General features: G+C 29.5%; 11 protein-coding genes. 8 read left to right on the top strand and 3 right to left on the bottom strand.

Going from position 1 to position 13,618, the window contains the following annotated elements; all coding sequences use genetic code 11:
- Positions 1 to 154: 154 nt before the first annotated feature.
- Entirely contained in the window at positions 155 to 988 is an 834-nt protein-coding gene (locus tag BHW04_RS09330) for a GNAT family N-acetyltransferase (protein ID WP_302699436.1), read from the bottom strand.
- 131 nt (positions 989 to 1,119) lie between these two features.
- Positions 1,120 to 1,899: a zinc transporter ZupT gene (zupT, locus tag BHW04_RS09325; protein ID WP_302699435.1), complete on the bottom strand. Its 780-nt coding sequence runs from the start codon at positions 1,897 to 1,899 to the stop codon at positions 1,120 to 1,122.
- A gap of 104 nt (positions 1,900 to 2,003) precedes the next feature.
- Here zupT and BHW04_RS09320 point away from each other — a divergent pair, with 104 nt between their 5' ends.
- Complete coding sequence (locus BHW04_RS09320) at positions 2,004 to 2,789, top strand: Cof-type HAD-IIB family hydrolase (RefSeq protein WP_302699434.1); 786 nt, start codon at positions 2,004 to 2,006, stop codon at positions 2,787 to 2,789.
- Between the two features lie 152 nt (positions 2,790 to 2,941).
- Here BHW04_RS09320 and BHW04_RS09315 read toward each other — a convergent pair whose 3' ends face one another.
- Positions 2,942 to 3,478 carry an NUDIX hydrolase gene (locus BHW04_RS09315; protein ID WP_022211658.1) on the bottom strand — a complete coding sequence of 179 codons (537 nt, stop codon included), beginning with the start codon at positions 3,476 to 3,478 and terminating at the stop codon, positions 2,942 to 2,944.
- 155 nt (positions 3,479 to 3,633) lie between these two features.
- Between BHW04_RS09315 and BHW04_RS09310 the strand changes: the two genes are divergently transcribed.
- The 7 genes from BHW04_RS09310 (at position 3,634) to BHW04_RS09280 (ending at position 13,504) form a co-directional block, all read left to right on the top strand.
- A complete protein-coding gene (locus tag BHW04_RS09310) occupies positions 3,634 to 4,968 on the top strand; it encodes a CoA-disulfide reductase (protein ID WP_302699433.1) in 1,335 nt (444 codons plus the stop codon).
- 168 nt (positions 4,969 to 5,136) lie between these two features.
- Positions 5,137 to 6,801: a ribonuclease J gene (locus BHW04_RS09305; RefSeq protein ID WP_302699432.1), complete on the top strand. Its 1,665-nt coding sequence runs from the start codon at positions 5,137 to 5,139 to the stop codon at positions 6,799 to 6,801.
- A gap of 101 nt (positions 6,802 to 6,902) precedes the next feature.
- Entirely contained in the window at positions 6,903 to 8,342 is a 1,440-nt protein-coding gene (locus BHW04_RS09300) for a DEAD/DEAH box helicase (RefSeq protein WP_302699431.1), read from the top strand.
- A 185-nt stretch (positions 8,343 to 8,527) separates the two neighbouring features.
- The gene (locus BHW04_RS09295) at positions 8,528 to 9,742 is read left to right on the top strand and encodes an ROK family transcriptional regulator (RefSeq protein WP_022211654.1); all 1,215 of its coding nucleotides are present in this window, start codon (positions 8,528 to 8,530) and stop codon (positions 9,740 to 9,742) included.
- A gap of 35 nt (positions 9,743 to 9,777) precedes the next feature.
- On the top strand, positions 9,778 to 11,304 hold the full coding sequence (gene galT / locus BHW04_RS09290) for a UDP-glucose--hexose-1-phosphate uridylyltransferase (RefSeq protein WP_022211653.1): 1,527 nt from the start codon (positions 9,778 to 9,780) through the stop codon (positions 11,302 to 11,304).
- Between the two features lie 114 nt (positions 11,305 to 11,418).
- Positions 11,419 to 12,843 (top strand): spore germination protein, encoded by a 1,425-nt coding sequence (locus BHW04_RS09285; protein WP_302699430.1) that lies wholly within the window; start codon positions 11,419 to 11,421, stop codon positions 12,841 to 12,843.
- A 106-nt stretch (positions 12,844 to 12,949) separates the two neighbouring features.
- Entirely contained in the window at positions 12,950 to 13,504 is a 555-nt protein-coding gene (locus tag BHW04_RS09280; RefSeq protein ID WP_302699429.1) for an ECF-type riboflavin transporter substrate-binding protein, read from the top strand.
- Positions 13,505 to 13,618 lie beyond the last annotated feature (114 nt).

The following is a 13,618-nucleotide window of genomic DNA, read 5'->3' as shown; positions in this document are numbered from 1 at the left end:
GAAAAATATAGCATAGAACCGATGTTAGTTCTATGCCTTTTAGAATACTTAAAATTAAATTCCCGAAGGGAGCGTGGCGAAAGCCACTTTTTTATATTAGTATTATACTAAATAATTATTATAAATCAAAAGTGAAAAAATTATTAAGAAAAAATTAAATAATATTTGCGTTGCAGCACTTTTCATAAAATTCAATAGGACCTGCGTTTTTTATAATTACTATTGAATCACCTCTTAGCTTCATATCCCATAGACATTTGTTCAAAAGGATTTTACCAATAGAGTGTTTTCTAAAATCTTTCAGTACACCAATAGGACCAAATATGCTAGTACCTAGAATATCATATGAACTAAAACCAATTATGTGGTCATTAATTAGTACAAGATAAATTGGTATATTATTTGAAGGAAAGATAGATACCAATGAATCAGCCCATATAGAATTAAAATTTTCTTTTACAAAATCATATATTATATATTTATCTTTATTCAGTGCCTTTCTTATAACAAAATTCTTATTTTGTTTATTATTAAATGAATAAATATTTCTTAAGTCAACTAGTAAGTCTTTGGAGGTGTTACAAAACTTTTGTAGATAATGAAGCTCTTCTTTGGTAAGGGCAGCAGTTACTTCACTAGGTATTTTTATTAATGCTTTTAGAACATAAATTTCAGTGAGATACGTTTGTTTTCGTTTATTCATAATTTGCAAGGATTCAGTTAGAATTTCTAAAGTACTGTCACTTATTGTTGTGATGAAAAATTGATTTTTATTCCCTTCAATATTTCTAGGGAGATTTAGAGCCATTTCTTTATACTTATAGAGCTTATGAAGAAAATGGTTATTTAAATCCTTTATGATGCCGGTATTTTCTAAGATCAGAGCTATAAATATATCTATGGGAAATATGACTTTTCGCTCATTTAATGAATTTTCTGTAATATTAAATATTTTAAGAAGCTTATCGGTAATATTAAAATTATTCATAAATTACACCTCTTTTATAATTGATAATGGACTTTTATTCAAAATTATCACAATTTTGTGTCTTGATTATTTATAAAATCAAAGTATTGATAATGGATTTTTATTCAAAATTATCCATTATCAACTATCAATTACAAAAGTATATGGCTTATTGGCATAATGGAAATGCCAAGGAAAATAGATAACAATGATAGTTTTATGTGACCGTATGAGCGTGATGATGGAATAAGTTCTGCCAGTGATATATAAATCATAATGCCACAGACTACAGCAAAAATTATGCCAAGAATAAGTTCATTAATAAATGGTTTTAAGAATAAAAAGGATAAAAATGCTCCTAGTGGTTCAGTCATTCCAGACCAAAAGGAATATTTAATTGCTTTATATCGACTACCAGTTGAAAAATATATAGGCATAGCAATGGCAATACCTTCAGGAATATTATGCAAAGCTATAGCAAAAGCAACAGATATTCCTAGACCAATATCTTGGTATCCAGAAACAAAGGTAGCAATTCCTTCAGGGAAGTTATGTAGCATTAAAGCAATTGTAGATACTAAACCAACCCTTAATAGACCATAGTTTTTATTGGTCTCTTTGAGAGAGTTTTTTTCATCATCAGGTAAGAAACTATCAATTAAAAAAGCAATCAATCCACCAATAAGTAAAAAGAGAATAGACCAAATCACTCCTTGAAATTCCCCATGATATTTAGAGATAGATTCTTCAGCAGTGGGAAATAAATCTGTAAATGATACGGTAATCATAACTCCTGCCGAAAATCCTAAGGAGAATGTTAAAAATTTTTCATTTTTTGTTTTATTAAAGAACACTATGATAGCTCCAATAACTGTAGATAATCCTGCTAAAGTAGATAAAAGTAAAGGAATAAAAGAATATTTATCAATCATTTTAATGTACCCCATTGTAATTTATTACATAAGTATATTATGATTAATATATAAAAAAAAGAAGTTAATAATAAATATTTCGTAAAGATAAAGGAGAGCAGTTTATGATAAAGCTTATTGCATCTGATATGGATGGAACATTAATTAATAGTAGTCACCAAATATCATCAGGAAATTTAAGTGCTATAAGAAGAGCACAAGAATCAGGAATAGAATTTGCTATAGCTACAGGTAGAGATTATTCTATGGTTAAACCATTTTTAGATAAGTATGAGTTGAAATGCGAAGCTATAGCAGTTATAGAAGAAATATTAAAGGAAAGCAGTATAGTTGATATATATACTAGTGAAGGTATTTTTACTACAAAATATTCAAAGGAAGATTTTGATAATGCTGTAAATAGAATTAAAGAATTTAATAAAGAAATGACAAAAGATAATATAATCAAATTATTAACTGAGATAAGAGAAAAAATGATAGAGTTTCATATAGAAGATATTGATAAAATGATAAGTTCAGAAATTGTATTTTATAAGATAATAACTTCTCATAAAGATAAATATATTATAAGAAATTTGAAGAAGAAAATAAATGAAATAGGTGGTTTAGCAGTTGCTTCAACTTCAGAATATGATATAGAAGTAAATGATATACAAGCACAAAAGGGATTAATATTAGCAAAAGTAGCAGAGATGAAGGGCATTGAAAAAGATGAGGTTATGGTCTTAGGAGATAGCTTTAATGATTATTCAATGTTTACTGAATTTAAAAATTCATATGCAATGAAAAATGCAATAGATGAGATAAAGAAAATAGCTACATATGTAACAGAGACAAATAATAATGATGGGGTTGGCAAGGCTATAGAAAAAGTATTAAATATGCAGTAATTTTTATGAGACATTTATAAGGATATATATTAGTAAGACATGGATAAACCATATAGAATACAGATGATGAGCCAAAGGTAGAAAAACTTTAACTTAACAGAAAAGGCAATGGATAATTAAAAAATGGATGATTATAAAGCTTTTACAAGCTTTTAATAATTATCCATTATCATAGTGTATGCTAAAGCCGTTATTGTTTTAGCATCAATTATTTCACCGCTTTTAATCATATTCTTAACTTCTTCAAGAGTAAAAATTTCTACTTCTGTAAACTCATCAAAATCTTCATGTTTTTTTGATAGAGAAAGATTTGTTGCTTTATAAATATAGAGTAATTCATCACAATATCCAGGAACAATAGCAACAGTTCCAAGATGAAATAATGAAGAAGCTTGATAACCTGTTTCTTCTTCTAGCTCTCTATAAGCACAATTTTCAGGAGATTCATCAGAAGATAATTTTCCAGCAGGAATTTCATAAATGACCTTATCAATAGATTTTCTAAATTGTCTTATTAAGATTATGTGATTTTCATCTACAAAAGGAATTATTCCACAAGCACCAGGGTGTTTAATAATATCTCTGTTAGCTTCATTGCCATCAGGCAGTTGAACTTTTACCTTAGTAAATGTTAGATAATCACCTGTATAGACTATTTCTTCACTTAACGTTTTTTCATAAAGATTCATGTAAAAAGACCTCCATAAAATTATATAAAGATTATATCATGTTAGAAAAAATAAGGATATAGAAAATACTCCAAAAGTAAATGTAAAATATGTTGCTATATTTGGGGAAATAGATATAAAATAAATCATAAATATAAAAACGAAGGATGGTGCATATGAAAGTTATAATTATTGGTGGAATTGCGGCTGGAATGAGTGCTGCTGCAAAATTAAAAAGAATGTCACCTAATGATGAGGTAATAGTATATGAAAAAGGAGATATAGTTTCATTTGGAGCTTGTGGACTGCCATATTATGCAGGTGGATTTTTTGATGACTCTAATGAAATGATAGCAAGAACTGCTGAAGAATTTAGAAAAACAGGAATAAACTTATTTACTAATCATGAGGTTTTAGAAGTAGATTTTGATAATAAAAAATTAAGAGTAAAAGATTTAATTCAAAATATGATTATTGAAGAGAGATATGATAAGCTGATGATTGCTAGTGGTGCTTCAAGTATAATTCCACCTATTAAAGGAATAGATTCAGAAAATGTTTTAACACTTAAATCAATGGATGATGGTAATAAATTAAGAGCATTAATGGAAAATGAAAACTTAAAAAGAGTTACAGTAATAGGTGCAGGATTTATTGGTGTTGAAGCCGTAGAAGCAGCTAAAAAGAGAGGAAAAGAAGTAACAGTTGTTCAACTACAAGATAGAATTTTAGCAGAGGTTTTCGATGAAGAAATAACTAATTTATTAGAAGAAGAAATCAGAAAGCATGATGTTAATTTATTATTAGATGAAACTGTTATGGAAATAACTACAGCTGGTAAAGCAACTAATATTAAGACTAATAAAAGAGAGTTTGAAACAGATATAGTTATTGTGGCTACAGGATTTAGGCCAAATACTGCTTTTGTGAAAAATGAAAAATTAGAAATGCTTAAAAATGGTGCAATAGTTGTTGATAAGTATGGAAGAACTTCAATAGAAGATGTATATGCAGCTGGAGATTGTGCAACAATCAATAGTGTAATAACTAATAAGCCTGTGTATGTGCCATTGGCAACTGGTGCTAATAAACTTGGAAGAATTGTTGGAGAAAACTTAGCTGGTGCCAATAATGAATTCCAAGGTTCTCTTGCATCAAGCTGTATAAAGGTTATGGATATGGAAGCAGCTAGAACAGGACTTTCTGAAAAAGAAGTTAAAGCTTTAGGATTTGATTATAAGACTAAGTTTATTACTGATATGAATCATACTAGCTATTATCCAGGACAAACAAAGATATATGTTAAACTAATTTATGATGCTCATACAAAAGTTATTTATGGAGGGCAAGTTGCAGGATACAAAGATGCAGTTCAAAGATGTAATGTAATAGCTACATGTATATTTGCTAAGATGACAACTGCACAATTAGGAATGCTTGACTTAAGTTATGCACCTCCATTCTCAAGAACATGGGATGTATTAAACGTAGCAGGTAATGTAAGTAAATAAAAAGTAGTAGTTAGTATTAATTAATTATTTTAGTATTTGTTATATGTACAGTTGTTTTCTTTCATTGAATATTCATAAAATTAAATATAAAGAATTAAATAATTAATAAAAACAAATAATAAATATAAAGTAAGAATGTTTAGTTATATTAGTTCGAAAGGTGATTATATGATGAAAGAAGGTACAATTAGAATAATTCCACTTGGTGGATTAGGTGAAATAGGGAAAAATATCACAGCCATAGAATATGAAGATGAAATAATAGTAATAGATTGCGGAATAGCTTTTCCAGATGAAGATATGTATGGAGTGGATTTAATAATTCCAGATATAACTTATTTAGTTAATAATAGAAAAAAAGTTAAAGGATTCTTTTTAACCCATGGACATGAGGATCATATAGGAGCTCTGCCATATATACTTAAACAGTTAAATGTTCCAGTATACGGGACAAAACTCACATTAGGTTTAGTAAAATCAAAATTAGAAGAGCATAATATTTTAAATGAAAGCACTCTTATAAATGTTGAAGTAGGAGATATGGTAGCCTTTGATAAGATAAAGATAGAATTTATTAGAGTTACTCATAGTATTGCTGATTCATGTGCATTAGCAATATATACAGAAGTAGGTACAATTCTACATACAGGAGATTTTAAAATTGATTATACTCCTATTGATGGTAAGGTAATAGATCTCCAGAGAATTTCTAATTTAGGTAATGAAGGAGTTTTGTTATTGATGGCAGATAGCACAAATGTTGAAATTCCTGGATATTCGCCATCAGAAAAATCAATAGAAAAGACTTTAAATACTCTTTTTGCCAATAGTAAAGGAAGAATTATAGTTGCTACATTTGCATCTAATATTCATAGAATGCAGCAAATAATACATTTATCTCTTAAGTATAAGAGAAAGGTATCTTTTAGTGGTAGAAGTATGGAAAATATATCAAATGTAGCAAGAGAGTTAGGATACTTACATATACCAGATACAGATATAATAAATTTGGATGATATATCTAAATACTCCAATGAACAAATAACAATAATAACCACAGGAAGCCAAGGAGAGCCTATGGCAGCACTGGCAAGAATAGCTTTTTCAAGCCATAGAAAAATTAGCATAGAGCCCAAAGATACATTTATTATTTCTGCATCCCCCATACCAGGAAACGATAAATTGATATCTAAAGTTATTAATGAATTATTTAGAAGAGGAGCAGAAGTTATTTATGATGATCTAGAGGAAGTACATGTGTCTGGTCATGCTTATAAAGAAGAATTAAAGATGATTCATACCATAGTGAAACCTAAATACTTTATGCCAGTACATGGTGAATATAGGCATTTAAAGCATCATGGAGATTTGGCTGTAGATATGGGAATGCCTAGAAAGAATGTCTTTATTTTAGAAACAGGTCAAGTTTTAGAATTAACTAAAGATAGTTGTAAAAAAGATGGAAAGGTAAGGGCAGGGGCAGTATATGTAGATGGACTAGGAGTAGGTGATGTTGGCAATATAGTACTTAAAGATAGGAGAAATCTAGCACAAGATGGTATGGTTATAATAGTAGTTACCATAGAAAAAGAGACGTTAAGTATTGTTTCAGGACCTGATATTGTTACTAGAGGATTTGTATATGTTAAGGAATCAGAAGAGCTGATAAAAGTTGTAAAATCATTAGCAACAGAAGAGTTAACAAAGTGTTTAGATAAGGAAATAATTGAATGGTATGTATTAAAGGGCAATGTAAAGAGAACTGTAGAAAATTATATTTATGATAGAACTAAAAGAAGACCTACCATTATACCTATAATAATGGAAGTATAATCAATGATAAGGAGTGAAATATTTAAGAAAGATATCTCACTTCTTTTATTTTTAGGTTATACTAGATAGATGAAAATATATTTAATGAAGAGGTAAAGATAGTGGAAAATGGATTTGAAAAATATAAAATAAGTGAAGAAATTAAGAAATCTATAGATGCTATGGGGTATAAGAATCCTTCTGATGTGCAGAAAAGAGTTATTCCTGAAGCATTAGAGGGTAAGGATATAGTGGTGAAATCACAAACAGGTAGTGGAAAGACAGCAGCTTTTGCCATACCAGTATGTGAAAAGGTAATATGGGATAATACTAAGCCGCAAGCCTTGGTATTAACGCCTACAAGAGAACTTGCCATACAAGTTAAAGAAGAAATTCAGAGCTTAGGTAGATTAAAAAGAATAAGAGTGGCAGCTATATTTGGTAAACAGCCTTTTTCAGAGCAGATAAGAGAGTTAAAGCAAAGAACTCATATAGTGGTAGGTACTCCAGGTAGGGTGATTGACCATATTGAAAGAGGGACATTTGACATAACAGGTATAAACATATTAGTAATAGATGAAGCAGATGAAATGCTAAATATGGGCTTTGTTGATCAGGTAAAATCTATTGTTTCAAAACTTAATGATAAAAGACAGACAATGTTATTTTCAGCAACAATGCCAGAGGAAATTCTAGATTTAAGTAATAGTTATATGAATAATCCTGAAAATATTGAAATTAAGGCTCAAAAGCTGATAACTGATAAAATTACCCATGAGTTATATAAAATAAATGAAGAAGATAAATTAAATGAACTGCGTAAGGTATTGATAAAAGAAATACCAGAAGGGGTAGTTGTGTTTTGTAAAACAAAGGAAAATGTAGATAAAGTAGCAGAAAATCTTAAGAGAAAAGGATATTCAGTTGATAAGATACATGGTGGAATGATGCAAAAGGATAGAATGGCTACCATGGAAAGATTTAAAAAAGGATTCTTCAGAATACTTGTGGCTACAGATATTGCAGCAAGAGGAATCGATGTTGAAGGTCTTACTCATGTAATTAATTATGATCTTCCAGTGGAAAAAGAAGCATATGTACATAGAATAGGAAGAACAGGAAGAGCAGGATCTAAAGGAAAGGCCATAAGTTTAGTAAATCAGTATGAAGGTAGACTTTTAGGGCAAATCCAAGAGTACATAGGCTTTGAAATTAATGAGATTGAGCCAATATCAAATAATGAAATAAGAGAAAAAGAAGCAAGTGCCAACAAGCTAAAAACAAATCCTAAGGCTAAAAAAAATAAGACTAAAGAAGTAGAAAAAGCAATCACTAAGATATATTTAAATGGTGGTAAGAAAAAGAAAATAAGAGCAGGAGACATAGTTGGAGCTATTTCGAGAATTGATGGTGTTAATTCAGAAGATATAGGAATTATTGATGTACAAGATATTGCTTCCTATGTGGATATATTAAATGGCAAAGGTAATAAAGTTCTAAATGCTTTAAAGGATATGACCATAAAAGGAAAGAAGCTTAGGGTAGAAAGAGCCAAGAAATAATTATGAATTAGTTAGAGAAAAATAAAGAAGCTAAAAATTTTCAGCTTCTTTATTTTTAGGTTATATGAAAAATTTATTGACAGTTTATTGGAATAAGTATAGAATTTAAGTAAGTAAACAATTTCATGAATATTTTTTTATATACTTTATTAAAATAATTAACAAAGGTTTATGAGGTGGAGATATTGATAAAGGGTAGCTTTGAATTAATGAAACAATTAAATATTTCCGTTGTTTTAAAAGCTGTAATGGGTAATGGAGCTTTATCAAGGGCAGATATTGCAAAGATTACAGGACTTACTCCCGCCACCATAACCAATATTACGAAAGAGCTAATGGAAAGAGGATATCTAGTTCAAAGTAGGATTGGTGAATCAAGTGGAGGAAGGCCACCTATAATCTTAGAATTAGATCCAAATGCTCGCTATATAATAGGTGTTAGCATTGGAGTTGGAAAAATAGAAGTAGTAATAAGTAATATTATAGCTGAGATACTAATTAAAAAATCAGTGGATTTAGAAAATCAAGATAGAAATAAAGATAATGTATTATCAATAATAGTAAATTTAGTAAATGAGATAATAGATGAAAGTGGTATCCATAAAGAAAAGATTATAGGTGTGGGGATTGCTATGCATGGTATAGTAAATTCTTATACAGGTATATCAGAATATTCTCCTTACTATGGTTGGAGAAATATAGATATAAAAAAGGAGTTATCAGAAAAAATAGAGTATCCTATTTTCCTTGATAATGATGTGAGGGCCATAGCTTTAGGAGAAAGTTGGTTTGGCATAGCAAAAAGCAAGGAAAATTTCATAGTGATTAATGTTTCCAATGGTATTGGAGCAGGAATAATTATAGATAATAAACCTTATTATGGAGTTAATTTTAGTGCTGGTGAAATTGGGCATATTTCCGTAAGAAATGATGGAAGAAGATGTAATTGTGGAAATTATGGTTGTTTAGAAACAATTTCTTCTAATAATAGTATAGTAGAAAAAGTAGTAGAGTTATTAAAAAATGATTTTCAAAGTATCTTATTAAAAAAAGGTAGCATTGAAAGGATAACAATTAAGGATATATGTGATGCAGCCAAAGAAAAGGATTCTTTGGCAGTGAATGCAATTGCTGAAGCAGCTATGTATATAGGAATGGTAATTTCTAATTTGATTAACATATTAAACCCAGAATATATAATAATGGTTGGTGAAATATTTAAAGATAATTCTCATGCAATAGAGATTATTGAAGAGGAAGTAAGCAAAAGAGCATTAAAGCTTTCGGCTGAAACTGTGAGGATTACAAAATCTTCATTGGGAGAAGATGCAGCAACCATAGGTGCTGTAACTTTAGTTATTAAAGAATTGTTTGAAGGTGAAAAAATAGTTTTTAATTAAATAATATATGGTATTTAGAACATGGAGGAACAAAAATGGTGAATGTGGCATATGAAATTGAAAGATTAATTAAATTTGCAGTTAGGAAGAAAATGATAACAGTATGGGATATAATTCCTGTAAGAAATTCATTAATGGCTGTTTTAAACGTTGAAGAACCTTTTCAGGGAGAAGTAAAGGATGATGCTCGTGAAACTCCTGTAGAAATATTAGAAAATATTTTAGATTATGCTTATGAAAAAGGAATAATTGAAGAAAATACAACAACTTATAGAGATTTATTAGATGCTAAAATAATGGGATTAGTTATGCCTACAGAAGGACAAGTTGTTAAGAAGTTCTATGAAAAGGCGGAAAAGAATAGTATAGAAAAAGCAACAGATTGGTATTATGATTTAAGTAAATCATCAAATTATATAATGACTGAAAGAGTAAATAAAAACTTATGGTGGCTTGCACCAACAGAATATGGTGATTTAGAGATAACTGTAAATTTATCTAAGCCAGAAAAAGATCCAAAGGAGATAGCTAAGGCTAAGCTGATGAAAGCAGCTACATATCCTAAATGCCTTCTTTGTGTAGAAAATGTAGGGTATCAAGGACGTTTAAATCATCCAGCTAGACAAAATCATAGAGTAATACCTTTAGAGCTTCAAAATAAACAATGGTATATGCAATATTCACCATATGTTTATTATAATGAACATTGTATAGTTTTTAGTGGAAAACATGAACCAATGAAGCTTACAAAAGATTCCTTAACTAGGCTTGTTGAGTTTATTGATAAATTCCCACATTATTTTATAGGATCTAATGCAGATCTTCCAATAGTAGGTGGCTCAATACTTACTCATGATCATTATCAAGGTGGAAGACATAAGTTCCCAATGGAAATGGCAGCTATTGAAAAGACTTATACAAATCATAAATTTGAAGATGTTGAGATTGGAACTGTAAAATGGCCAATGACGGTAGTGAGATTAAGTTCTAATAATAAGGATAGAGTAATAAATGCTGCAATGGAGATATACAATAGTTGGAAGGAATATTCTGATGAAGAAAATGATATTTTAGCATATTCAGGAGATGTTCCTCACAATACAGTTACGCCTATTGCTAGGAGAAATGGTGATGCTTATGAAATGGATATAGTCTTAAGAAATAATAGAACTACTGAAGAATATCCAGATGGAATATTCCATCCTCATGGGGAACTTCATCATATTAAGAAAGAAAATATTGGGTTAATTGAGGTTATGGGATTAGCAGTATTGCCAGGAAGATTACAAAATGAATTAGAATTAATAGCAGATTTATTATGTGACAACACTAAATACAATAAAGAAGAAGCATTAAATAACCCAGCATTAGATAAGCACGTTCCATGGATAGAAGAGCTTATAGAGCAAAATAGAAATGTCTCATTAGAAGAAGCTAGAAGAATAGTGAAAGAGAGTGTTGGACAAATATTTAGTAGAGTTCTTGAAGATGCAGGTGTATTTAAGAGAACTGAAAAAGGACAAAGGGGACTTGAAAAGTTTATAACTGAAAGTATATATTAATGATAAGTGCAGCAAAAAGCTGCACTTTTTTTCAGTGGTAATTGAAAATGGATAATTTAGTTTAAAAATAAGCATACTAAAGATAATACTAAAGATTTAGGGGGTATGCGTAAGATGAAGTTAACTGATGATTTAAATAAAAATATAGAAATCATTGAGAAAAATCTAAATGTAGGAAATACATTTGATATGCTAGCAAGGATAGTAGATGTTCATAATACCAAATTTTATTTATATTATTTAGATGGTTTTATAAAGGACACTAATTTAGAATACGTACGAAGAGATATGTATAATTTAAAAAAAGAAGATTTCAACAGTATAAAAGGTGCCAATGAATTAATTGAAAAGGCTTTGAGCTCCATAGAAGCAAGTACTGATGATGATGTAGATAGCCTTGTTAAAGCAGTATTAAGCGGTCAGACCATAATGCTTGGACCATGGAAAGAGGCTATAGTTCTAGATTTTAGAACATATCCTGCAAGAGGTATTGATGAACCAAATAAGGAAAAGGTATTAAGAGGGGCACATGATGGATTTGTAGAAACAATTGTATTTAATACAGCATTAATTAGAAGAAGGATAAGAGATCCTCATTTAGTTTTTGAAATGCATAGTATTGGTAGTATATCAAAGACAGATGTAGCTGTGGGATATATTTCTGACAAGATTAAGCCAGACGAATTAAAAAAGATAAATGATATGATTGAAAACCTAAATATTAAGTCACTGACTTTAGGTGATCAAAGCTTTGTTGAATCAATAAATAGTAAAAGTTGGGTTACACCATTCCCAAAGATAAGGTATACTGAAAGGCCAGATGTTGCAGCAGCACAGCTAGTAGAAGGAAGTATAATCATAATAATAGATAATACCCCATCCATATTGATTTTACCAACTACAGTATTTAGCTTTTTACAATCAGTAGATGATTACTATCTTCCTGTACTTACTGGTAATTACTTAAAGCTCATTAGAATAGTGGTGCTTATTGCAAATTTATTTTTAACGCCTGTATATGTATTATTAACAGATAATCCAAGCTGGCTAATGAATTTTGCAGGAGGTTTTTTTAGTTTTCTATTACCAAAGGACTCATATAATATACCTATATTTTTTCAATTTATTATTGGTGAATTTGCTATTGATGGATTGAAATTGGCATCGCTTAATACACCAGATTCATTAGGTACTTCATTATCGATAATTGGTGGACTTATATTAGGAGATTATGCTGTCCAGACTGGATGGTTCACACCACAAACTATTCTTTATATGGCAATAGTAGCACTTACTAGCTTTGTTCAACCAAGTGTGGAGTTAAGTTATGCATTTAAATTTACTAGGTTAATACTTCTTTTATTAACAGGAATTTTTGGTACATTAGGTTTTATTGTAGGAATAATAATAAATACAATAATAATAGCTACAACTAAGACAATTACAGGTGATTCATATCTTTATCCATTAATACCATTTAACAGGAGAAAATTATTAAAGCTTATATTTAGATGGAAGAAGGAAGTAGATAATAAATAATTTTGTTAAATAATATAGAATTTTGTTGAATGACATATAATCTTGACGAAGGGGCATTAATAATATATTCTAAGATGTATATGATTATTAGAAGGGGGTAAAGCTTGTGAGTGAAAGTAAATTATCTATAAATACCATTGTATCTATAGGTATAGGGGCAGCAGTATTTATAATTTTAAGTCGTTTTGGTTCTATTCCGACATTTATACCAAACACCAATGTTGAAACAGCATATGCATTTTTAGCATTAATGGCTGTAATTTATGGACCAGTTGCTGGATTATCAATTGGACTTATTGGACATTTATTAAAGGATTTAATTCTTTATGGTTCACCTTGGATAAGCTGGATTATTGCTTCAGGTATAGTTGGATTAGTAATAGGATTATCTAAAAAAAGGCTTAATCTTGAAGATGGTGAGTTTGGAAGAAACAAAATAATAGTATTTAATATATATCAAATAATAGCAAATGCTATTGCATGGTTATTAGTAGCACCGGGATTAGATGTGCTTATTTATGCAGAGCCTGTCAAGAAAGTATTTGTTCAAGGGGCTGTATCTTTTGGATTTAATATATTGATGGTTGGAATACTTGGAAGTATACTTATTGCAACATATACAAAGACGAGAGTTAAAAAGGGAAGCTTACATAAAGAATAGAAATAAAAGGCAAAGAAATATGTTTTTCTGACATAATTCTTTGTCTTTTTACTTTTATCATAATTAAGTTAATGACATATAGCTTAAAATATAGTATATTTGTTAGTGGTAATA

The organism is Clostridium sp. 29_15 (assembly GCF_001916075.1).
Classification (GTDB): Bacteria; Bacillota; Clostridia; order Clostridiales; family Clostridiaceae; genus Clostridium; species Clostridium lentum.
This window is presented reverse-complemented; position numbering and strand designations above follow the sequence as displayed.